The organism is Bifidobacterium longum subsp. infantis ATCC 15697 = JCM 1222 = DSM 20088 (genome assembly GCF_000269965.1).
Classification (GTDB): Bacteria; Actinomycetota; Actinomycetes; order Actinomycetales; family Bifidobacteriaceae; genus Bifidobacterium; species Bifidobacterium infantis.
The window spans coordinates 2078400-2101802 of record NC_017219.1; the positions used below are offsets into that span (position 1 = coordinate 2078400).

General features: G+C 59.4%; 17 protein-coding genes, 4 pseudogenes and 1 riboswitch. Of the genes and pseudogenes, 7 read left to right on the forward strand and 14 right to left on the reverse strand.

What is annotated here, in order from left to right:
• Positions 1 to 8 precede the first annotated feature (8 nt).
• On the reverse strand, positions 9 to 1280 hold the full coding sequence (locus tag BLIJ_RS09905; protein ID WP_012578189.1) for a glycoside hydrolase family 1 protein: 1272 nt from the start codon (positions 1278 to 1280) through the stop codon (positions 9 to 11).
• Between the two features lie 277 nt (positions 1281 to 1557).
• Between BLIJ_RS09905 and BLIJ_RS09910 the strand changes: the two genes are divergently transcribed.
• Positions 1558 to 2643, forward strand: a complete 1086-nt coding sequence (locus BLIJ_RS09910) for an SGNH/GDSL hydrolase family protein (RefSeq protein WP_012578190.1) — start codon at positions 1558 to 1560, stop codon at positions 2641 to 2643.
• A 56-nt stretch (positions 2644 to 2699) separates the two neighbouring features.
• On the forward strand, positions 2700 to 4604 hold the full coding sequence (locus BLIJ_RS09915; protein WP_012578191.1) for a sialate O-acetylesterase family protein: 1905 nt from the start codon (positions 2700 to 2702) through the stop codon (positions 4602 to 4604).
• 16 nt (positions 4605 to 4620) lie between these two features.
• Here the strand turns inward: BLIJ_RS09915 and BLIJ_RS09920 are convergent, their stop codons facing one another.
• Positions 4621 to 5340, reverse strand: coding sequence for a sensor histidine kinase (locus BLIJ_RS09920; RefSeq protein WP_012578192.1), 720 nt, complete (start codon positions 5338 to 5340; stop codon positions 4621 to 4623).
• A gap of 70 nt (positions 5341 to 5410) precedes the next feature.
• On the opposite strand from BLIJ_RS09920, the gene BLIJ_RS09925 reads away from it, so the two are divergent.
• Complete coding sequence (locus BLIJ_RS09925) at positions 5411 to 6766, forward strand: IS3-like element ISBlo11 family transposase (protein ID WP_012576493.1); 1356 nt, start codon at positions 5411 to 5413, stop codon at positions 6764 to 6766.
• Positions 6767 to 6925: 159 nt separating this feature from the next.
• Here BLIJ_RS09925 and BLIJ_RS09930 read toward each other — a convergent pair whose 3' ends face one another.
• From BLIJ_RS09930 to BLIJ_RS14855, 5 genes and pseudogenes are all read right to left on the reverse strand, one after another.
• Positions 6926 to 8287, reverse strand: a complete 1362-nt coding sequence (locus BLIJ_RS09930) for an ATP-binding protein (protein WP_012578193.1) — start codon at positions 8285 to 8287, stop codon at positions 6926 to 6928.
• 418 nt (positions 8288 to 8705) lie between these two features.
• Positions 8706 to 11015: an ABC transporter permease gene (locus tag BLIJ_RS09935; protein WP_012578194.1), complete on the reverse strand. Its 2310-nt coding sequence runs from the start codon at positions 11013 to 11015 to the stop codon at positions 8706 to 8708.
• Between the two features lie 9 nt (positions 11016 to 11024).
• Positions 11025 to 11726, reverse strand: coding sequence for an ABC transporter ATP-binding protein (locus tag BLIJ_RS09940; protein ID WP_012578195.1), 702 nt, complete (start codon positions 11724 to 11726; stop codon positions 11025 to 11027).
• Positions 11699 to 12322, reverse strand: a complete 624-nt coding sequence (locus BLIJ_RS09945; RefSeq protein WP_012578196.1) for a TetR/AcrR family transcriptional regulator — start codon at positions 12320 to 12322, stop codon at positions 11699 to 11701. The genes BLIJ_RS09940 and BLIJ_RS09945 overlap by 28 nt, the downstream gene beginning before the upstream one ends.
• A 465-nt stretch (positions 12323 to 12787) precedes the next feature.
• A pseudogene (locus tag BLIJ_RS14855) lies at positions 12788 to 13027 on the reverse strand (relaxase); the annotation flags it as partial.
• On the opposite strand from BLIJ_RS14855, the pseudogene BLIJ_RS09950 reads away from it, so the two are divergent.
• Positions 13028 to 14008, forward strand: a pseudogene (locus BLIJ_RS09950) (IS110 family RNA-guided transposase); the annotation flags it as partial.
• Positions 14009 to 14215: 207 nt separating this feature from the next.
• Here BLIJ_RS09950 and BLIJ_RS09955 read toward each other — a convergent pair.
• Entirely contained in the window at positions 14216 to 15259 is a 1044-nt protein-coding gene (locus BLIJ_RS09955) for a zinc-dependent alcohol dehydrogenase family protein (RefSeq protein WP_012578198.1), read from the reverse strand.
• Between the two features lie 40 nt (positions 15260 to 15299).
• A pseudogene (locus BLIJ_RS15080) lies at positions 15300 to 15620 on the reverse strand (MerR family DNA-binding transcriptional regulator).
• A 75-nt stretch (positions 15621 to 15695) separates the two neighbouring features.
• Positions 15696 to 15765, forward strand: a riboswitch (Fluoride riboswitch).
• Positions 15766 to 15827: 62 nt separating this feature from the next.
• Between BLIJ_RS15080 and BLIJ_RS09965 the strand changes: the two are divergent.
• The 3 genes from BLIJ_RS09965 (at position 15828) to BLIJ_RS09975 (ending at position 17298) form a co-directional block, all read left to right on the forward strand.
• Positions 15828 to 16364 carry a fluoride efflux transporter FluC gene (locus tag BLIJ_RS09965; protein WP_012578199.1) on the forward strand — a complete coding sequence of 179 codons (537 nt, stop codon included), beginning with the start codon at positions 15828 to 15830 and terminating at the stop codon, positions 16362 to 16364.
• Positions 16364 to 16729, forward strand: a complete 366-nt coding sequence (locus tag BLIJ_RS09970; RefSeq protein WP_010081079.1) for a fluoride efflux transporter FluC — start codon at positions 16364 to 16366, stop codon at positions 16727 to 16729. Before BLIJ_RS09965 ends, BLIJ_RS09970 begins: the two co-directional genes overlap by 1 nt.
• Before the next feature lie 80 nt (positions 16730 to 16809).
• Positions 16810 to 17298 carry a GtrA family protein gene (locus BLIJ_RS09975; protein ID WP_012578200.1) on the forward strand — a complete coding sequence of 163 codons (489 nt, stop codon included), beginning with the start codon at positions 16810 to 16812 and terminating at the stop codon, positions 17296 to 17298.
• An 84-nt stretch (positions 17299 to 17382) separates the two neighbouring features.
• Here BLIJ_RS09975 and BLIJ_RS09980 read toward each other — a convergent pair whose 3' ends face one another.
• The 5 genes and pseudogenes from BLIJ_RS09980 to rpsG all read right to left on the reverse strand — a co-directional run bounded on the left by BLIJ_RS09980 (position 17383) and on the right by rpsG (position 23399).
• Positions 17383 to 18447 carry a YeiH family protein gene (locus BLIJ_RS09980; RefSeq protein WP_003828658.1) on the reverse strand — a complete coding sequence of 355 codons (1065 nt, stop codon included), beginning with the start codon at positions 18445 to 18447 and terminating at the stop codon, positions 17383 to 17385.
• A gap of 114 nt (positions 18448 to 18561) precedes the next feature.
• Positions 18562 to 19203 (reverse strand): annotated as a pseudogene (locus tag BLIJ_RS09985) (LysR substrate-binding domain-containing protein); the annotation flags it as partial.
• A gap of 197 nt (positions 19204 to 19400) precedes the next feature.
• Positions 19401 to 20600 carry an elongation factor Tu gene (gene tuf / locus BLIJ_RS09990; RefSeq protein ID WP_012578201.1) on the reverse strand — a complete coding sequence of 400 codons (1200 nt, stop codon included), beginning with the start codon at positions 20598 to 20600 and terminating at the stop codon, positions 19401 to 19403.
• A 172-nt stretch (positions 20601 to 20772) separates the two neighbouring features.
• A complete protein-coding gene (gene fusA, locus BLIJ_RS09995) occupies positions 20773 to 22896 on the reverse strand; it encodes an elongation factor G (protein ID WP_012578202.1) in 2124 nt (707 codons plus the stop codon).
• A 32-nt stretch (positions 22897 to 22928) separates the two neighbouring features.
• The gene (rpsG, locus tag BLIJ_RS10000) at positions 22929 to 23399 is read right to left on the reverse strand and encodes a 30S ribosomal protein S7 (protein WP_012578203.1); all 471 of its coding nucleotides are present in this window, start codon (positions 23397 to 23399) and stop codon (positions 22929 to 22931) included.
• Positions 23400 to 23403: the final 4 nt, after the last annotated feature.

Here is a 23403-nt window from a genome sequence, read left to right on the forward strand (position 1 = left end):
ACGCCCGGTCAGTAGCCGGACTGCTTGGCAGCTGGTGCGATGGACCACACGAAGTAGCCGCGCAAATCCACGCCGTCCTCGATAGCCTTGAGTGCGGCCTCGAAGTGCCGCTTCAGGTAGTCGATGCGCTTGGGGTCGTGCACGGCCTTGGTGCCATCCGCCTCGGTGACGACCCGGTCGCCGCCCTCGACCGCGATGCCGTTTTCGGTGACCATCAGCGGAATCTCTGGATAATCGTTATGCACGCGCATCAGCAGGTCATATAGGCCCTTCGGATCGATGTTCCAGCCCATGTCGGTGTGCTCGCCGGGCGTCGGCAGCCAGTCGACGTCGCTGGCACCAGGCGCGGTGCTCGGGCCCGTGGACTGCGGGAACTGCGGGCGTCCGCTCATCGTGACCAAGCCGGAGGAATAGTAGTTGATGCCGAGCACGTCCAGCGGCTGATGGATCTGTTCGAGGTCGCCGTCCTTGACGAACTCCCAATCGCAGATGCCCTTGGTGATGGCGAACAGCTCGTTCGGGTAGTAGCCGCGCAGCATCGGGTCGAGCCACACGCGGTTGCCGATCAGGTCGAGACGGTGCACGGCGTCGGCGTCGCCACGGTTGAACTGCAGGTTCAGCGTGACCGACAGCTGCGACCTGTCGCCGACCTCGCTACGCACCGCCTGGGCCATCAGACCATGAGCCAGATTCAGATGATGCACGGCCGGGAAGGCACCGGGACCAAGGCCCAGACCGGGTGCGTGCTCGGTGGCGCCGTAGCTCAGGTAGGAGGAGCACCACGGCTCGTTCAACGTGGTGTAGGTTTCGACGCGGTCGCCCAGACGGTGAGCCACGATGCGCGCATAGTCGGCCAGTTTGTAGGCGGTGTCGCGGTTGAGCCAACCGTTCCCATCGCCGAGGTACTGCGGCAGATCCCAGTGGTAGAGCGTGACCGTGGGCTTGATGCCCTTGTCGAGCAACGCGTCGACCACGCGCTCGTAGTAGTCAAGGCCCTCCTCGTTGACCGGGCCGTCCTCGGTCGGCATCACACGCGGCATGGCCACAGACAGACGGTAGGAGTCCACGCCCAGATCGGCGAGCAAATCGATGTCCTTCTGCCACAAATGGTAGGAATCACAGGCCACATCACCGGTATCGCCGTTCACGGTTTTGCCGGGCGTGTGGGAGAACGTGTCCCAAATCGATGGCGCGCGGCCGCCCTCGGTGGCGCCGCCTTCGATCTGATACGAGGCCGTGGCCGTACCAAACTGGAATCCTTCGGGAAATGTCATGGTCATATTGCTCCTTTGTCTGGCCATCATCGGTGTGGAGGATTACCCTCCACAGCGAGGGAATATGGGTTATACGTCGGGCTCTCACCGTGTCCGCGATACGCGGGTCTTGCATATCTCGGATCGTTGGGCAATAGTGTACCATGAAATCTGAAGCGGTTAAGTCGCTGTGTTGTGTACGGTTCTGGAACCATGTCGAGGAGAACGGACTCGTTCTCTTCCCACGCCAACGCCTGCCAGACGGCACCTTTCCGCTAAGACCCGCACCAAGCAAGGAAGTAGCATGCAGCAGATCACTCCCAACAACCCCGTGATTAGGACCATGGGCCGCATCGATATCGACGTCCCGGACCGCCCGGTATGGGTGTTCCCCTACACGCAGGCCACGTTCCGCTGCACCGGCACTTCGGTGGGTGTCCGACTGATCAATCGCCATAACTATGGCGACAGCACGCTCGGCGCGGTGATCGATGGCGTGCCTTATCGGGCGCGCATCACCGAGAATGACGCAGAAACCACCGTGATGCTCGCCGAGCATCTGCCGGACATCGAACATGAGGTGGTGGTCTATAAGCGTCAGGATGGCGAGCACTATCTGGAGATTACCGGCTTTCTCATTGACGATCAGGCCCGGGTGTTGCCGCCGGCCATACCTGCTCCCATCCGGCGCATCGAGGTATACGGCGACTCCGTATCGTGCGGCGAACGCAACGAAGCCGCGCTGTACACCGGCAAGGCCGATCCGGATACGGATCTGAGCCCCTACAGCAATTCGTGGTATTCCTATGCGGCCATCACCGCGCGCAATCTCGGAGCGTCAGCGAACATCGTGGCCCAAGGCGGCGCTTCGCTGCTGGACGGCATCGGCTGGTTCTGCGGACCGGATTACGTGGGTATGGAAAGCATCTGGGACCGCATCGAATACAACCCGTTCCTCGGCGAGACCAAGCCATGGGATTTCTCACGCTACACCCCGCAGGTCGTTGTTGTGGCGCTCGGACAGAACGACGCGCATCCAGTCGATTTCATGGCAGCGGACTATCAGGGCGAGCAGTCGGTCCAATGGCGGGCGCGATACGTCGATTTCCTGCGAACGTTACGAGGCAAGTATCTCCAAGCCACCATCATCTGCGCCACCACCGTACTGCAGCATGACGCCAGTTGGGATCAGGCAATTGATGACGCCGTGCGTGTTGTCTCAACCGGTGACCGCAACAACGGCATCGCCCCGGATCCGAAGGTGCACCACTTCCTGTATTCGCGCAACGGTTCAGCCACGCCCGGCCACCCGCGCATCACCGAACATCAGGAGATGGCGGACGAGCTCACCACCTTCATCGAATCCCTCGGCCCTGCGATTTGGGACTGACCACCGTAGGCAACCCATCGGGACCCGCCGCTTACCATCAAAAGAGAGGAACTCACATGAGCGCATCACCACAGACGGCCACCGGCCCAGCACCCGGCGCCAACGCCAGCGGCGTGGACGAAAGCGCAGCCGAAGCCGCACGGAACAAGCCAATCGGCACCGCCGAGTTTCGGCCTTCCGCCATCTTCTCCCATGACATGGTGCTACAACGCGGCAAGCCAATCGTATTGTTCGGCACCGGCACGCCTGGACGGCCCGTCGTGACCGTGCTGAGCACGGCAGATGGCAGCGCACTGATTCGCCGTCAATCATCGCACTCCATCACGGACAGTGTCAGCACCATCGGATCGATCACCCCGGACGGCACCTGGATGGTTACGCTACCGCCACTGGAAGCCGGTGGACCGTACACGCTGACCATCTCCGACCGCACCAGCGTAACGCTTAAGTACTTTAACGTCATGGTCGGCGAAGTATGGATTGCCAGCGGGCAAAGCAACATCGAATTCGAACTGCACAACGACCGTGATGCGGATTCGGCCATCGCCGCATCCGATGATCCGCTGCTGCGCTTCTTCAATGTGCCCAAGTTCGGCGTGGTGGACAGCGAACTTATCGCGGCCGAGAACCAGTCGGCCTGGCGACCCTGCTCCCCCGATTCCTGCAGCACGATGTCCGCAATCGCCTATTATTTCGCACGCAAACTACGGCGGGACCTGGGACCCGACGTACCGGTCGGTATCGTCGATTGCTATATCGGCGGTACGTCGATCACCTCGTGGATGAGCGAGCACATGCTCACCGCCACCGAGGCCGGGCGCGGCTATCTTGACCGCTACCATCAGCAAATCGACGGCAAAACCGATCAGCAGTTCCACGACGAAACCGACTCCTGGCAACGCACCTTTAATGCGTGGAATGAGCAGATCGCCGCCGCACAGGCTGCAGAACCGGACATCACGTGGGATGTGCTCGACGCCCGGTACGGCGAGTGCCCGTGGCCGCCGCCCGTCACCCCGTTCTCCCAATATCACGTCACCGGCGCATTCAACGCGATGGTGCGCCGGTTGGCCCCGTTCTCCACGCGCGGCGTGCTGTGGTATCAAGGCGAAGAGGACGAGCAGCGGTACGCCTCGTATCGCGAACTGCTGGGTTGCATGATCGGTGAATGGCGGGCGTTGTGGAGCCGGCGCGCAGGCGGCGATTTCAGTGATAGCTACAATGTGGGACGGATCGTCGCCGATGATGCCGCGCGCGGCCACGGTGCCGAACCAATCGCCGACACGCCTACCGCAACGGTCGGAAACGAGGCGGAACTGCCGTTCATCATCGTGCAATTGCCACGTTGGATCGATCAGAAGGAATACAACAGTGACATTGATCGCATGTTCTGGCCTCATATTCGCGAAGCACAAGCCGATGCAGCACGTATCATTCCCGACGTGTATCTGGCGGTCACGTTCGACACCGGCGAGTTCAACAACATCCATCCGACCGACAAACGTCCGGTTGGCGAGCGCATCGCGTTGCAAGCCGAAGCCCATGTCTACGGGCTTCCCGTCCGCGCCGATGGTCCCGTATTCGTTTCGTTGGCATCCGCTGGCGAAACGGCCGATGAGCTGCAGGTGCGCTTTGGCAACGCCGACGGCCTGCATTTCGGACCGTGGTCTGGGAGCGACGACGCCGGGCACCTATCGGCAGTTCACTCGTCTGGATCCGGGGAAACAGAACCCTTGTGGACCGTGAATCGATGCGACGCGGCGGCTTCCGGCTTCGAAATCGCTGGATCGGACGGCATCTATCACCGTGCGGACGCACGGATCGAGGCCGATACCGTGGTGCTTCATGCCAACGCGGTATCGCATCCGATCTGCGCACGTTACGGCTGGTTCAGTTGGGGCCCGGCACCGCTGTTCAACGCCTTCGGCCTGCCTGCGGCCCCATTCCGGATTCGCAAGTAACTTCGCTGATGGCGCCTTACTGCGCTGCTGGCAAGCGCACGATGATGGTGGCGCCTTGGCCTTTGGTGCTGGTCACGTCGATGAATCCTCGGCTCAGGTCCACGGCGCGCTTGACCATCGCCATGCCGAGGCCGTTGCCTTGTGCGGCGTGCGAGGTATCGCCCTGATAGAACTTGTCGAACATGTGGGCGGCTTCGTCCGGGGTCATGTCGCAGCCGTCATCGCTGATCTCCACCGACACCATATTGCCGTGCGAGCGCTGTGTGAAGCTCACATGGCCGCCTGATTCGGTGTATTTGAGCGCGTTGCCGAGGATATTGCTCCAGATGAGCGTGGTGATGCCAAGGTCGGCGTGCACCATCGCACGGTCTTCCAGGTCGCAGCCCAAATCGATGTTCTTTTCGGTGAACAGGTCGTCGAGCGTGAGGATCTCGTCGGTCAGCTGACGGGTCAGGTCGTAGTCGACGGCCTGGGAGACGATGGTCTGGCTTTCGAGTTTGTTGAGTTTGAGGATGTTGGTCACGAGCGCGTTGAGTCGTTCGGACGCGGAGATGATGGTCCGTACGCATTCCTCGCGCTGGGCCTTGTCCATATCCATGTCACGCATCATGGTCGCGTAATTCTTGATGGCGGCCAGAGGATTGCGGATTTCGTGGCTCACATTGGAGACGAAGTCGTTTTTCATGGTTTCGATGCCGCCCAGTTCCTCGACCATGGTATTGAAATCGGCGAACATCTGATCAGTCGAATTCCGAAGGGGATGCGGACGGAAAGTTGGACGCTTGGGCGTCCGGATTGGAGTCCGCATGTTTTCGATGGAGGATCGGCGCAGGGCCGTTGACCTGTATTTCACGGAGGGCATGACCATCAGGAAGGTCATTGCCGAGCTTGGTTACCCGTCCGAGGGCGCGCTGGTGAAATGGGTTCGCGAGGACCCGCGTTACACGGGCGCGTGCAGGCGTTCGTATACGCTGGAATGCAAGACGAATGCGGCCAGACGCGCGCTCGAGGGCGAGCCCCTCGCCCGCGTGGCGCGCGACGCGGGTTGCACGCCGACGAGCGTGTACCAGTGGATGCGCCGCTACCGGAGCGAGGGGATACTGGGACTGATGGACAGGAGAAACGCGCCGATGCCGGCCGAACCGATGCCCGCGGCCGGCGATGACGTGGAGGAGCTGCGCCGGCAGGTGGAGGTCCTGCGGCTGGAGAACGCGGTGATGCGGGAGACGATCGATGTTTTAAAAGCCGACGACCCGCGCCTCGACCCGTCCATGCTGACGAACAGGGAGAGGACGCGGGTCGTCGACGCGATCAGGGGTGAATTCGGCCTGGCGGCCTGTCTGAAGGCCGTGGGGCTGAAACGCAGCACCTACTATTACGAGCGCGGCGCGATCGCCGCGGGCGACAGGTACGCCGTGCTGCGGGCCCGCGTCGCCGGCCTGTTCGAGCAGGGTGGGCGCGCATGGGGATACCGGACCATCCACCGCATGCTGCGCCTTGACGAGTCCGACCCGATCGTCGTCTCGGAGAAGGTCGTCAGGCGGATCATGCGCGAGGGGGCCATGCGGCCCGTGTACCTGAAGCGGCCGAAGCGGTGGAGCTCCTACGCCGGCGAGATCGGCGAGGCCCCGGCGAACCTCGTGGAGCGGGACTTCCACGCCGACGCGCCGAACATGCTGTGGGTCACGGACGTCACCCAGTTCACCATGGACGGGTACAAGTGCTGGCTTTCCCCGGTGGTCGACTGCTTCGACGGGATGGTGGTCTCCTGGACCTTGTCGCGCTCCCCGAACGCCGACATGGCGAACCGGATGCTCCTTGACGCGGTCGCCACGCTCAGGGACGGGGAACATCCAATCATCCATTCCGACCGCGGCTGCCACTACCGGTGGGACGAATGGATCCGCATCTGCGAGGAGCACGGGCTGATCCGGTCGATGAGCGCCAAGGGATGCAGCCCGGACAACGCGGCCGCCGAGGGGTTCTTCGGCAGGCTCAAGAACGAGTTATTCTACGGGCGGGACTGGAGGGGCGTGGGCTACGAGGAGTTCCGCGAACGCCTGGCCGCCTACCTGACCCACTACAATGAAACCAGGATCAAGAAGTCACTGGACTGGATGAGCCCCGTGCAATACCGCAGAAGTCTTGGACTGGCCGCCTGACCGTCCAAAAAAACATCCGCACCCCCGAACGCCCGAATTTTTGCGCACTTTAGTCCGGCCTTGAAATAGAAGCATGGCTCGTGTCCCGCCAACACCAAGCCGACGGAACTCATCAACATGGGTTTCAACCGCGCACTCGGCACAATCCATCTTCTCGCGTCACAGACAGTGGGCCATATACAGCGGCAGCTTGATGCGTTCTCCATCCACTTCGAGTTGGCGGGGATGCAGAACGTATTCCTTGCCCAATCGTTGGGCATACCTTTTGCGGAATTTGTCGAGCGAAGATACGCCGTATCGTTTCGTGGATTTCACTTCAATCGGGCTGATGCGAGGCTTCATCGCGGCATTATCGTATTCCCGAACGATGAGGAAGTCTATTTCCATGGTTTTCGTGGCATCCGTTCTATCCGAGCGCGAGAAGAAATACAGTTTGCGCCCATTCGCCCGGAATTGCTGAGCCACCGCATTCTCCACCAGCATCCCTTCGTTGAGCGAGAGTTTATCGAACAGAATATCCCGGTACACATCATCCGGCGTTGTCTCTCGATCGGCAAACGCCTGCGACACCAGCAAACCGGTATCCGCCATATAGCATTTGAATGAATCGTTATCTTCGTACAATCCCAGTCCCACCAAAGGGTCAGTCGAATTACGGCACAGGTTCACCAAGCGGGCGTCTTCCAACCAGAAGAACGCCGAATCGTATTCACGAGATCGAGCACCCTTGTCGACCGATGCCAGAGTGAATCGTTTCTCATGCTTGGACAGCTGCCCTGGAATCTGAGCGAAAATGCCCCGCACACGGCCGGCATCGCCATTGGCGAACTTGCCGATATCATCACTGTACAGCTGCAGGATGCCACGCTTGATCAAATCCACCTCGCCAAAATCGCGCTGCTCGACATAATCGGCAACCACCTGCGGCATACCGCCCACCAGCAGATATTCGCGCCACAGCCTCATCCCCCGTTTATGCAGAGCATCGGGCAATGGGACCAGACGCTCGAACGATTTACGAATCGTTTCAGCAAGCAGCTCCTCCCCCATAGCCCAGCAGAACTCCTCAAAATCGAGCGGCCCCATATCCATTTTCCGTTCCTCGGAGGGAATGACGATATTCGCCACATTCCTCTTGATGGAGATCAGCGAACCAGTTTCCACATAGTCATATCGGCCATCCGCAACCAGATATTTGACGAGCTCCCTCGCCGCCGGATACCGCTGTACCTCGTCGAAAATAATCAACGATTCACGCTCATACAGTCTTGTGCGGTAATACGCAGACAACAGCATGAAAAATGTGTCAAAGTCATCACGCTGGTTTTCGAAGATGTCGCGAACGTCGCGCGGCAAACGCGCGAAATCGATGAGAATATATGACTTGTACTGAGTGCGGCCGAATTCCTCGACAATGGTACTTTTGCCCACGCGGCGAGCGCCTTCGATGAGAAGCGACTCACGCCCACCCGCTTTTTGTTTCCATGCGATCAGCTTATCCAGCATCTTGCGCTTCAACATGAGCAATCACCTCATTACACGAAAACAACAGTATGGACATATGCTATTTTACACGAAAACAGAAGTATAGAGGTAGCCGATTCTACACGAAAACAACGGTATAAGGACGCAAGCCGAATCGGCTCACCCCCAATCCCCCCCCCCATCACACCGGAGGCCTGTTTGATTGTGCGATTTTGTGCGAATGGCTCACACGGTTCTTGGTGAGAACCGTTCGCTGCGTACCTGACCCTAGAACCGGATCAGCGCCTTGATGACTTTGCGAAAGAAGTTCGGCATTCCGTTCCGAATTGTTTGACGATTAGATCAGCCGATGTGTTATTCCACTGTGATACGGTGTCGATCACCGGCAATCTTCGGATTGGCACGGAGATTCCTGCAGAGCTGATTCCTATAGTCATAGATTCCTCTTTTCTTACTATTCGACGCTTTTCAGCGCGGACGAGAGATCGATGTTGGCGATTCGTTTCGCGATGACGAGTTCGATAATCAGCATGTTGCATAACACGAACAGGGCCGACAACGCGATGTATGGTGTGGGAAGATATGCGAAAAATTGCGCGTCCTTGGAATCGGCGACGGACACATATGCGTTCAGGAAGCCTATGCCCAGGGGGATGCCGAGGGTTGTGCCCAGAATCCAAGTGACGAAGCTGTCTTTGAGCATGATGGACCGGATTTCCTTGATGTGGAAGCCGAGCACTCGCATGGTTGCGTATTCCCGGTATCGTTCGGTGTAGTTCAGTGTGCCGATGCTGTACAGGATGAACCATTCCAGCAGTACCGCGAAAACCATCAGCAATGTCAGGATGCTTTGGAAGGTGTCCAGCACTTTGTTGGCCTGCGCCTTGTCCCATGCGAGGGAGTCCACCCGCTGCACCGCCGGATGGTTATCAACGGAACTGGGCACGCGGCCATTGACCATGATGCTGGTGGGGTGGAACGTTTCGCCGAGGTTCTTCCAATATGCTGAACTGAGGTATATGCCTTGCGGGCTGCTGACGCGCACGATGTCGATAACGGTCATGATGACCGGTTCTGACATGCTGGCCGAGTCGACGCTAATAGTGTCGCCACTGGTGACTCCGAGAGCTTTCGACAGTCCTTCAGAAATGTACGCACCATCGGTTTGCGTAGTGATTGGCATAGATTCGCGCTTGTCGTCACGTGCCGTGAGGAATATGCCGGGTGTGGCGATGGACATGACGGATGACTGTTCGTGATGCGCCGTTGTAACAGTGATGGGCAGTTGTTCGAGGCTTTGCGCGTTATCCGGCAAGCCGCTCATGATTGTGTCGTAATCTGTGTCGGTATATCCGTTGGCAAGCTGGATTTGCCGACCGTAGCGGAATACGTCGCCATATGTCATATCGTTGGTGGCGGTGAGCGAGAGACGCACACCGAAGCTTGCCATCACCAGAACGGTCGCGCCGATAATCGCCACGACGGAGATGCCTTCTTTGACCATGGAACGTGATTTATCCCGCATGATCCAGTGCCATTGCCAGTGTTGTTGGCTGTCGCGGCGCGGGTTGCGCGGTGTTGATCGCATGGTGCCGACGCCGCGCATGGTGTTCGTGTCTAGGATCATGGCGGGCGTCAGGCGGGTGATGCGGAATGCTGGAATGATGGAGGCGATGCTGCTGACGATGATGATGCCTAGCATCATGAGCCAGCTGGCGTTGTCGATGCGGACCTGCCAATGGGGAAGATTGAACAGGAACCGTTGTTTGTCCAGAAACAGCCGTCCCAGAAGCGCGGGTCCGAGGAACAGGCCGAGGAGGGCGCTGGGAAGCGTTGCGATAATCGCATATATCTGATATCCGAAGATCAGGGCGCTGCGAGATATGCCCAGCGCTCTCATCAGTCCCAATGAGCTGCGCTGGCTGTTGACCAGTCGGCTGATAGTGGTGATGGTGGTCAGCGTCACCAATACAATCATCAACGTGGAGAACATGTACGACATGCGATACATGCTCGCGGTTTTGGCTTGGAACTTCGAAATCTCGGTTCTGGCGTCGCGGCCTTGCACGCTGACGGCTGCGTTGCCTAGCGTGTCTCGAACGGAACGGGCGATGCAGCCGGTATCGCAGCCAGGTTCGGCTTTGACCGCTATGCTGTTGATGCGGTCCAAAGTCACGGGCAGCGATGCACGATTAGTGTATGCGTACCCGTAGTGGTCGTGATTCGCCACCATGTCGTTCATTGGGCTGGTGTAGCCGATGTACTCCGGACTGGCGATGAGGCCCCGTACAGTCAATGCGATCGGGGACTTGTTTACATTGATGGTGACTGTATCCCCGGTGCTGATGTGATTGGCGTCGGCGAAGTTCTTGTCAATCCAGATGGAGTTCTTTTTCTTAGTGTCGAATTGTTCGCCGTCATTGACGAGTGGGCGGGACACTTCGTTGGAGTCTTTGAGGTTGACGGTGAGCAGCTTGTTCGCTCCGCTACGTTTCATCGAGGCGGTGACGATCAGCGATCCGTCGGCATGCGACACGTGCTTGGCATTGTTGACTTCATCGGTGAGCGTCGCACCTGCGGATCGCACGCTCACCCACGCATCGGCCAAGTTGGTTTGCATAGACCATCGTTCGAATTCGTAGCTCATGCCGTGGGCCGCAGACAACAGTCCTGAGAAAACGAATAGGGTAAGGAACACGAGCACTGCTATGGCGCTTAGGGACATTGCGTTGGTTCTGCAATCCCTCAGTATTTTCTTGAGCATAGAAGACGCCTACCACTGGATTTGGGTAATGGATTCCGGATTGTTGTTTCGCTGCACGGATTCGGTTTTGCCGTCTTTGATGGTGACGACCACATCGGCGATTCGCACAATCGATGAATTATGCGTTACCACAATCACGGTTTTGCGGTATTGGCGAGACATCCGCATCAGAAGTTTTAGGACCGACTGTCCGGTTTTGGAATCCAACGCGCCTGTAGGTTCGTCGCACAGCAGCAGCTGCGGGTTCTTGCACAGGGCTCGCGCAATGGCCACACGTTGGAGCTGGCCGCCGGACAATTCTTGTGGGAAGGCATGGATTTTCTCGCCGAGACCAACGTCGGAGAGGACGGCTTGCGGATCGAAATTCTTTCCGCCGAAGCGTGCGACCATTTCCACATTTTCTAGAATGGTGAGGTTGGGGATGATGTTATAGAATTGGAACACAAAGCCGATGGAGTTGCGGCGATACTGTGTCAAGGCGCGTTCCCTCATGTCGGATATATCAGTGCCATCGACTGTGATGGAACCTGATGTGGGTGAGTCCATGCCGCCCAACATGTTGAGCAGCGTGGACTTTCCCGCGCCGCTCTGCCCAAGGACCACACAGAAATCACCCTCGTCGAGGGAGAAGCTGACATGATCCAAGGCCATAGTCTGCACGTCATTGCTGTTGTATTGTTTAGTCAGATTGATGACGTCAATGAACGACATGGTGTTTCTCCTTGCATAAGCTTTAGGATCCCGACTAGCAGTCGCTTGATGGACTGGAAGGTCGGCGTATCCGGTATGGTGTCGGGATTCGCAAATTTCTCACGCAGTATGCCGTTGAGCCCGTATACGATGAAGCATGACAGCTCATGCACATCCACCGCGGCCTCACGCGACGCGACGCCTTTCCTTTCCAGCAATTCGTTAATGATGTGTTCCGCCATAGGAATCTCTTCCGTCATCATGGTCATGCTGATGGTATCTAGAATCTGCTTGTTATCACCATGGTCCAGAAGATTGCGATACCTGTTGAAGTCGCATTCCACTGATTCGATGAGACGGTCAATCTTCCGTTCGGGATCGAGTGTTTCGTCGCGTACGATGCTCCATCGCTGGTCTAACTGCTGCTTGACGATGTGCTGCATGGCCGCTTCGTAGATATCCTGCTTTGACGCGAAATAGTAATAGAACAGGCCGGGGCCCGACGCGTCAGCCTCCTGAATGATGCTCCGGACGGACAGGCCTTCATACCCTTTCTCCAAAAGCATGCGTGAAGCTATGTCAATCATCTGCTCTTTGCGTTTGTCGTACTTAAGCATCCAAGCTCCCTGTCCCGCACATTAATTGAACGATGTTCAAAAACACTACTACGGCACCACAGTCACGTCAACGCATTGGCTTTATTTCACGCCCTTCTCTCCGCTGTCAGCGTAAATAGAGATGGAAATCGGCGACCGCTGCACAAGCCGAGAGGTGATCCAGCAACCACCGATTATCTTCCGCGCATTCATCGCAACAGTTCCCGACAGTGGGCGCACGAGCAAGAGACACGCTACGAGCCACCCCCTCTAGGCCGCTCCGCGTGCCAGCGTCCTGTAACGACGAACGGCTCGACGTCCAACATTCCCATTACGCGACTGCCGTCTCACCTTCGCCTACAAACAGTCCACTGGACTGACTGCTTCACGGCTCAATCGTCTGAGGAGACAGCTCGCCCATTATGGACAATGAATCAACGTCCTCTGGCTTTCGTTCATGTCCGTGGCCGTTATCCACAGGCCGTCCTACGTAAGCCCGTAGCGTTCGCGCAGCATGTCGAACGCGTGCAGGCCCTCGCGCATCGCTGCCCGGTATTCGTCGTCGTCCGCCGCGCTGTTGAGGTTGGCGGCGATGGCGAACGCTTCGGATACGAGGCGTTCCATGTCGTGCGTGGACAGATTCTCCGGGTGTCTTTCTCGTCCGTCATCGAGGAAGGGCGGGTGGTTCTCCATCGCGGCGCGCCATTCCTGGACGGCGAGGCTGCGGCGCGGGACATGGGGATCGCGGTCGCCTACCTGCCCGGCACGGCCATGCGCAGGACCGCACAGCTGTTGCCCGGGGACGCGAAGACCGACCGCAGGGACGCGCATGTGATCGCGTGGGCCGCGCTCAAACTGCCCGAGACGCTCAGGGACGCGGGAAGCGACGACGAGACCCTCGCCGCACTGAGAATGCTCGCCGGCCACGACGAGGACCTCGCCCACGAATCCACGCGCCACGTCAACCGCCTGCGGAGCCTGCTCCTGCAGACCCACCCCACGTTCGAACGCGTCCTGAAAGGGGAACGCGCCACCCGCGACGCGACGCTCGCGCTGCTCGAACGGTACGGCGGCCCCGCGGGCATGGAACGGGTCGGGATCGAGGACGTGAAGGACTGGGCCGGGTCCAACGGGCTTCGCGCCGGCCGCATCATCGACGACATGTTCAAGGCCATCGGCGAGCAGACCGTCACCGTGCCCGGCACCGGCATGGCCGAGACCATCATCCCCTCCATCGCCCGCGACATCAAGGCCATCAAGGACCGGCGGCGCGAGGTCGGGCGCCAGGTCGAGAAGCTCCTGGAGGACCACCCTCTTCTCACGGTCCCGGCGTCGATGCCCGGGATAGGCGTCAGGACCGCAAGTAACATCCTGCTCGGCATCGGCGGCGACATCGCCAACTTCAAAAGCGCGGCCCACCTGGCCGCCTACGCCGGCATCGCACCGGTCACCGGCCAGTCCGGCACCAGCATCAAGGGCGAGAGACCGGCAAGGGGCGGCAACAAACGACTCAAGAACGCGCTATGGCAGTCCTCGTTCGTCGTCAGCACCAAACACCCGCCCTCCATCGCCTATTACAAACGCAAACGCGAACAAGGCAAACACCACAACGCCGCCGTCATCTGCCTCGCCCGACGCCGATGCGACGTGATCTACAGCATGCTCAAGAACGGCGCCCTCTACCAGGGACCAGCCCTCGCCGCCTGAACCGGGCCACACGGGAAAAGACGCCGGACGCCACCGGCAGGGCGAAGCACGCCCACGACAACCAACCGGAAACCAAAACGCCAGCCCTACAGAGTTGACAAAAACATAGGAACACCCCCCATCACACCGTCGGCCTGTTTGATTGTGCGATTTTGTGCGAATGGCTCACACGGTTCTTGGTGAGAACCGTTCGCTGCGTACCTAACCCTAGAACCGGATCAGCGCCTTGATGACCTTGCGCTGGTCCATCGCCTCGTAGGCGTCTTGGATATGGTCGAGGTCGTATTCGTCGGTGAACACGCGGCCGGGGTTGATTTCGCCCTTGAGCACCGCGTCGAGCAGTCCGCAGTCAAGGTCGTAGTGGCGCACGGGGGCCGGGCCGCCCTTGATGCCGATGTTGCCGTAGAACGTGCCTTCGGCGCTGATCTCCACGTCATGCGGCAGGCCCACACGGCCGATCACGCCACCGCGGCGAATCAGGCCAATCGCCGTGTCGAAGGACTGCTTGGAGCCCACGCATTCGAGAACTGCGTCGGCACCGTAACCGCCGGTCATTCCTAGCACCTTGTCAATAGCTTCTTGGCCGCGCTCGGGCACGATATCAGTCGCACCAAATTCGCGGGCGAGCGCCGCGCGATCCTCGTGACGGCTCATGGCGATGATGCGTTTCGCACCGAGCATCTTAGCGGCAATCACACCGCACAGGCCGACTGCACCATCGCCCATGACCACGGCGGTGTCACCGGGCTTGACCTCGGCAGAAGCCGCCGCGTGATAACCGGTGGACATCACATCGGAAATGGTCAGCAGCGATGCGAGCTGCTCATCGGAATAATCTTCCGGTGAACCGGGCACCTTGACCACGGTGCCGTCCGCCTCGGGCACACGCAGGTATTCAGCCTGACAAGCGGAGAAGTAGCCGCCGTGCGGGCACACGGATTCGAAGCCGGCCTTGCATACCGGGCACTTGCCGCAGCTGTACGGGAATGGCACGACCACGAAATCACCTGGCTTAACGGATTCGACCGCCGCGCCAACCTCTTCGACCACACCGATGGACTCGTGACCCACCTGGCTGTGCGCGGCCTGTCCGCTCAGCCCACGGAAGAACCACAAATCAGAGCCACACACGCACGTGCGCACCACGCGGATCACGATGTCATCATCCTGTTCACGCGTCGCCTTCGGCACTTCTTCCACGGCCATCTTGCCAGGCTCCACGAAAATCGCGGCTTTCATCATTTCGGTCATGTCCATCACTCCTTTGTTGGGAATATCTGTCTATTGTCGTTTATTGTTTGACGTCGGTTTGCAGGCGCTTCACCTGTTCGATGATGTTCCGGTTTTCTTCGATGAGCTGCTGCGCCTCCTCGTCGCGCCCCTCAGCCTTAGCCCGCCAGTACAGTGTCTTGAACGATACGTACGCCTGCTGCATTCGAATGGATTCGGCTTTGGCAGCGAGACGCAGGGCCTAGGCGCGATGCCCCGAACTCGGGTCGCGAGTGATGGGAGCGATAATGCCGATCTGCTCGTAGTAGCGCAGCGTGGACTCCGGAAGCCCGGAAATCATCGACGCCTCGCGAATCGTATGCCATGCGGTCGTTGTGCTCATATCGACAACTCTAAAAACCTCAAGTACTTGAAGTAAAACGGCGACACGCCCATGGATGTCTTCTGCACGAGTAGGCTGGGATTCGGCGATGGGACCCGCCTGAACTTGTTTCGAACCGCACACTGCTGATAGTTCCTACACACGATTTGACATTGCATGAAATCGTTGTGTCTTCAGCAGGATTCAGCGGTTTCAGGAAAGGCTACTATGGGTTCGCAATCCCCATCCGCAGGTGCCCGGCCGATTACGCACACGACCACTCCCCCGGCGCGCAAGCTCCCCGATATTCATCTTGATATTGTGTTGGTCGTCTTCTGCGGCGGCACTATTGGCACCGCGATTCGCTATGCGTTCGCGCAGATTCCCGCGGCTGGCAGCTTCCACACCGGCACGTTTGTGGCCAACATGCTGGCTTGCTTCTGCTATGCAGGGCTGACCGCTTACTTGGCCGGCGCTTCCCGGTTCGGTGCACGTTCCAAAGAACTTGCCAGTCGCGGACTCGGCATGGGCGTATGCGGTGGTTTGTCTACGATGTCGACGTTGGCATTGGAAGGCTTCACCGCGATTCGCGACGGTCAGGTGGCGGCCGGCATTGCCTATCTACTGGTGACGTTCGCGCTGGGTCTGGTTTGTGCGTCTGCCGGCGTGTGGGCAGGAACGCATCTGGCCGGCTCCTCGAACGCATCCGCCGAAGCGTCCGCTGATACGAATGCCGCTACGACCAGCAAGGGAGGTAAGGCGTGATGACCGTATTCCTACCAATCTTGGTCTGCCTGTGCGGCGGCGTAGGCGCCTCCTGCCGCTATCTGCTTGACGCGACCATCAAAACGTATTGGCAACGCGCATTCCCGCTGTCCACATTCACCATCAATCTCATCGCCGGATTCCTGACCGGTCTGGTTGCGGCGCTGGCACTGGGCGGGACACTTGATGAACCGTGGCGGCTGGTGCTGGCCACCGGTTTCCTCGGCGGATTCTCCACGTTCTCGACCGCGATCAACGAAATGGTGACGCTCTTCCACAAACGCCGCTACCCCACGGCAACGGCCTATCTGGTGCTGTCGCTGGGTGTGCCGGTCGTTGCTGCGGCCTGCGGTTTTCTCGTCTGACCGCCACGACGATTCCCGACGCGGTCAGCGGTATCATTGCGAGGTCGAACGTCACAGGTACATCCGGGAGGTATATGGGCATGGCGAACAATGGAGCGGATGTGAAGCACAATCAGGGCGCGGACGTCACGAATGCCTCGGCCACAACGAACACTGCGGAAAATACCGTGGGCACGGCAACCCCGAAGCAAAATGGACTAGCCGTGTTGGGCAAGTATATGGGTGTTTCCGCCACGCAGACCATTGTGGAGTATGCGACGTTCGCCATCCTGCACTTGATCGGCGTGCCCTCGCAGATCTCCAACGGTATCGCCGTGGTGTGTTCGGCGACCTACAACTTCGTGATGAACCGCAACGTGACGTTCAAATCGTCAAGCAACTTCACCCGCTCCGTGGCGCTGTTCGTGCTGCTATGGGACTGGTTCGCTGTGGCGTTCGTAATCATGGTGGTAATCGCCTTCGCCATCATCGGCATGCAACGTGCGATGTCCTCAACGACTAGGCAGAACACTCATGGCAATCATCACGACAACATCCTCAGTCAACGCGGATACCATCGCGCCGACTGATTGCACCGACATATCACGACAACGAATAGGAGGCATATGACTCATTCATATGCCGCTTATTCGTATTTCAGAGCACTTATCAGATCAGAAGAACAGCACCGCGACGCCTGCCGCGAAGCACATGAGCAGGATCGAGGTCAGGAAGCTGGCGAGCATGGGCTTCTTGCCTTTGGAAGCGATGGCCTTGAAGTTCACATTGATGCCAAGCGCGGCCATGGCCATACCGAGTACTATGTACGCGAAGTCCACAAGCTGCGGGGTGATGAAGGCGATGAACGGCACGAAAGTGCCGATGATCGAAGCGCCGATAAAGCCGAGCATGAACCACGGGAAGGCCACGGTCTTCTTGCCGGTGTTCTCCACCTCAGAGTGCTTCTTCTCCCACCAGATAGCGATAATGATGGCGGCGAACACGAGCATGAGCACGCGGGAGAGCTTCATGATGGTGGCGATGTCCACCGCGCCGAAAGCGTCGCCGGCGGCGACCGCATGGGCGATTTCGTGCAGGGAAGCACCGGCGGTGATGCCCAGCTGGTCCTTGGTCATGCCGGTCAGCGGGCCGAGCGCGATCTCCAGCAACGCGAACACAGTACCCATAATGGCTACGATGGCCACGGCCATGGTCACGTCGTTGTCCTTCTCGTCCTGCTTGTCCTCAGACACCTTGATGGAACCGGCCAGACCCATGACGGCGGCCGCACCGCAGATGCCGGTGCCACCGGCGGTCAGGATGGCGAGCATCGGGTCGACACCGAGCTTGCGGGCGATGGCATAGCACACGATGATGGTCAGCGTGACGACCACAGCGGCGATCGGCAGACACTTGATGCCCTGCGTGAACAGCACGGCGAGGTTGAGCTTGAAACCGAGCAGGATGATGCCGAGGCGCAGCAACTTGTTGGAAATCAAGCCAGCGGCGTCCTTGACGCCTGCCTTGCGGCCATCATTGGAACCGACGTAGGCACTGCGGATCGGGAACTGGATGATCATACCGATGAGCAGCGCGATGATAAGCGCGCCGAACAGGCTGAATCCGGGGAACTGCTTGAGCCAGGAGGCGAACAGCGAAGCCAGCAGAGTCAGAACGCCAATGAACAACATGTCAACGGCGGCAATGCGCTTCCACCATTTTGTACAGAACTCTCTCATGGTGTCTATTGAATCTCAAGCGTTTACATCGGTCAAATCATTGCTACCAATACATATCATCGATTTTGCCGATACCACATTTTGGCTCCCCTCTGACGGGAGACAAGGCACTGACTATCCGCGCAACACAGCGATAATCGCTTCCACCAGCTCTCGCTGATCGTGCGTCAGGCCGGATCTCGGCACCAAGGCATAGAAACGGCGCACGAATTCGTCTCCGAGCTTTCGCGCCGGCACTCCAGAAGGCACTGCGGCTTCCGAAATCAGCGACTACCCAAAGCCGGAAGACAACGCCGCCGCAATCGCGGCATTGCTGGACACCTCCATTGTGCGAGGCGGCAAACCCTGCATAGTCTTGAAATACAAATCCGTGTAATACCGCACACCGGAACCGTGCTCGCGCACCATCCATACGCCGTCTGGTTCTCCCGCCAAGACCAGCCGGTCCTCGCACAGGGTGACACGATCCACCGAATCATTGACGATCGGCTTTTCCACCACGCCCAAATGCACGGCTTTCATGCTTGCCTGGCCAAGAATGGCGTCCGAGTTCATCACCTGCACGGCAAAATCGAACCCATCCATGTTCCGGGCCATGACCGGCAATGACTTGGGAAGCAATATTGCGGCGGTCGTATGCGAGAACGAGACCGCCAATGGCTCTCGATCCTCCTGCACGCGGGCAATCTGCTCGCGCGTATCACGCCATAATCCATCAATACCAATGGCAGTCTGATACAGCATCCGCCCGGCCTGCCATCAGTGTCATACCGGGCAACAACCCTCGCAGTGCAGCAGTCCGTTTATCTATTGGAAAGCAACACTAGCGCATCCAGGCCGGAAGTCGTGGTACATATCCATACCTGCTGCGGTTATAGGAAATCCCCTCTGAGTTTCCTCGAAGGGGATTTCCTATAACGCTAGTTCAAGCGAAGATTCTTGTCTGATGAAAATCAGGCGAGGATCTTGGTCACACGACCGGAGCCAACGGTGTGGCCGCCTTCACGCACAGCGAAGGTCAGGCCTTCCTCCATGGCGATGGGCTGAATCAGCTCAACGGTGAAGGTGGCGTGGTCGCCGGGCTGAACCATCTCGACGCCTTCCGGCAGCTCGATGACGCCGGTGACGTCGGTGGTGCGGAAGTAGAACTGCGGACGGTAGTTGGAGAAGAACGGCGAGTGACGGCCGCCTTCGTCCTTGGTCAGCACGTAGACTTCGCCCTCGAACTTGGTGTGCGGGGTGACGGAGCCCGGCTTGGCCACGACCTGACCGCGCTCGACATCCTCACGGCCGAGGCCACGCAGCAGCAGACCGGTGTTGTCGCCAGCCTCGCAGGCGTCCATGGTCTTGTGGAAGGTCTCGATGGAGGTGACGGTGGTGGTCTGGGTCGGACGGATGCCGACGATCTCGACCGGGGTGTTGACGGCCAGCTGGCCACGCTCGACACGACCGGTGACGACGGTACCACGGCCGGAGATGGTGAAGACGTCCTCGATCGGCATCAGGAACGGCTTGTCCAGGTCGTGAACCGGGGTTGGGATGTAGTCATCGACGGCGGCCATGAGGTCCTTGACGGACTGGACCCACTTCTCGTGGTCCGGAGCGTCGTCGTGCAGGGCGCCGTAGGCGGAGGTGTGGATGACCGGGCAGTCGCGATCGAAGCCGTTCTCGTCGAGGAGGTCACGGACCTCTTCTTCGACGAGCTCGATGAGCTCTTCATCGTCGACCATGTCGCACTTGTTGAGGGCGACGAGGATCTTCGGAACGCCGACCTGACGGGCGAGCAGCACGTGCTCGCGGGTCTGGGCCATCGGGCCGTCGGTGGCGGCCACAACGAGGATGGCGCCATCCATCTGGGCGGCACCGGTGATCATGTTCTTCACGAAGTCGGCGTGGCCCGGGCAGTCGACGTGAGCGTAGTGACGCTTCTCGGTCTGGTACTCGATGTGGGCGATGTTGATGGTGATACCGCGGGCGGCCTCTTCCGGAGCGGAATCGATCTGGTTGAAGTCGTACTCCGGGTTGACATCCGGGAACTCCTCGTGCAGCACCTTGGAGATGGCGGCAGTCAGGGTAGTCTTACCGTGGTCGACGTGGCCGATGGTACCGATGTTAACGTGCGGCTTAGTACGCTCGTACTTTTCCTTTGCCATTACTTTTGTCCTCCTGGACGTCTCGTGAGTTTCCTGCGCCCTTTCGCACAGGGACTCGCTTATTCTACTGGGTTTCTGGGTTATGTGCCACTTTGAAGAGCCAGAACCCAGTCAGCGGTATACGATACTACCGCTGACTGGAGACACCGGCCACTTCATGATGTGGCGCGTGTCACTCGCCGCGCTGGGCCTTGATGATCTCCTCGGAGACGCTCTTCGGCACCTCGTCGTAGGAGTCCATCTCCATGGTGAACATGGCGCGGCCCTGGGTCTTGGAACGCAAGTCGCCGATGTAGCCGAACATCTCGGACAGCGGGACCTTGGCGTCGATGACCTTGACGCCGACGCCGTCGGTCATGGACTGGATGTTGCCGCGGCGCTGGTTCAGATCGCCGATGACTTCGCCCATGTACTCTTCCGGCGTGCGGACCTCGACCTTCATGATCGGCTCGAGGATGACCGGCTTGGCCTTCGGGGCGGCTTCCTTGAAGCACATGGAGCCCGCGAGCTTGAAGGCCATTTCGGAGGAATCGACCGGGTGCATCTGGCCGTCGGTGACGGTGGCCTTGACGCCCACGACCGGGAAGCCGGCGAGGATACCGGATTCCATGGCCTCCTTGACACCGGCCTCGATGGGGCCGATGAATTCGCCGGAGATGTGGCCGCCGGTGACCTGGTTCTCGAACTCGAAGGTCTTGCCCTCGGTGGTGTCGAGCGGCTCGAAGTTCATCAGGACCTTTGCGAACTGGCCGGAACCACCGGTCTGCTTCTTGTGGGTGTAGCCCTGGTCCATGACGGCCTTGCGGATGGTCTCGCGGTAGGCGACCTGCGGCTTGCCCTGGTTGCACTCGACCTTGAATTCACGACGCATACGGTCGACGATGATGTCGAGCTGGAGCTCGCCCATGCCGGCGATCAGGGTCTGGCCGGACTCTTCGTCGGTCGTGACCTGGAAGGTCGGATCCTCTTCGGCCAGCTTGGACAGGGCGATGCCCATCTTCTCCTGATCGGCCTTGGTCTTCGGCTCGACGGCCACCTGGATCACCGGATCCGGGAAGGTCATGGAGTCGAGGGTGATCGGGTCGTTGATGGAGCACAGGGTGTCGCCGGTGGTGACGTTCTTCAGGCCCACGAAGGTGTAGATGTTACCGGCGTCGGCGCGGTCCATCGGGTTTTCCTTATCGGCGTGCATCTGGAAGATCTTGCCGATGCGTTCCTTCTTCTCGCGGGTGGAGTCGAGCACGGAGTCGCCCGGCACGACGGAGCCGGAGTAGACGCGCACGAACACGAGCTTGCCGTAGAACGGGTGAGTGGAGATCTTGAAGACCAGAGCCGAGAACGGATCGGTCTTGACCGGGTGACGGTCGATCTCGACGGACTCGTCGCCGGGCTTGTAGCCCTTGATGGCCGGCACGTCCTCGGGGGACGGCAGGTAGTCGACGACGCCGTCCAGCATCGGCTGAACGCCCTTGTCCTTGAAGGCGGAGCCGCAGAAGACCGGGAAGGCTTCCTTGGCGATGGTGAGCTTGCGCACGCCGGCGCGGATGTCTTCCTTGGACAGGTCGCCGTCCTCGAAGAACTTGTTCATGAGTTCGTCGTCGGCTTCGGCGGCGGCTTCCACGAGCTTCTCGTGGTACTCCTGGGCCTTGTCCTTGAGATCGTCCGGAATCTCGGTGGTGTCGTACTTGGCGCCGAGCTCCTCGGTGCCGTTCCACACGTAGGCCTGCATCTCGACCAGGTCGACGACGCCGGTGAAGTCGTTCTCGGCGCCGATCGGCAGCTGCATCACGATCGGAGCGGCGCCCAGCTTCTCCTTGATGGTGTCGACGGAGTAGTAGAAGTTCGCGCCCAGCTTGTCCATCTTGTTGATGAAGCAGATGCGCGGAACGCCGTACTTGTCAGCCTGACGCCACACGGTCTCGGACTGCGGCTCCACGCCCTCCTTGCCGTCGAACACGGCGACGGCGCCATCGAGCACGCGCAGGGAGCGCTCGACCTCGGCCGTGAAGTCCACGTGGCCGGGGGTGTCGATGATGTTGATCTGGAACTTGTCCTTGGTGTCGTGGGACTGACGGCTCCAGAAGCAGGTGGTGGCGGCGGACTGGATGGTGATGCCACGTTCCTGCTCCTGCGCCATGAAGTCCATGGTGGAGGCGCCGTCGTGGGTCTCGCCGATCTTGTAGTTCTTACCGGTGTAGAACAGAATACGCTCGGTAGTGGTGGTCTTGCCGGCATCGATGTGAGCCATGATGCCGATATTGCGGACGTCGTGGAGGTCCGAAATCTCTTCAGCCATCTTTTTCCTTAGTTTGTGCTCAGGGCGAGTGATTACCAACGGTAATGAGCGAAGGCCTTGTTGGCCTCCGCCATCTTATGAGTATCCTCGCGGCGCTTGACAGAAGCGCCGAGGCCGTTGGAGGCGTCCAGGATCTCGTTGGCGAGACGCTCGGCCATGGTCTTCTCACGACGGGCGCGGGAGAAGTCGGTCAGCCAGCGCAGCGACAGGGTGTTGGCGCGGTTCGGCTTGACTTCGACCGGCACCTGGTAGGTGGCGCCGCCGACGCGGCGGGAGCGGACCTCGAGGGACGGGCGGATGTTGTCCAGGGCGCGCTTGAGCACGGCCACCGGCTCCTGTTCGGTCTTCTCCTTGACCATGTCGAGCGCGGAATAGACGATGTCCTCGGCGATCGACTTCTTGCCGTCAAGCAGAATCTTGTTGATGAGCTGCGCCACCACGGTGGAACCGTAGATCGGATCGGGCAGCACGACGTGCTTCTTGGAAGGTCCCTTACGTGACATATTA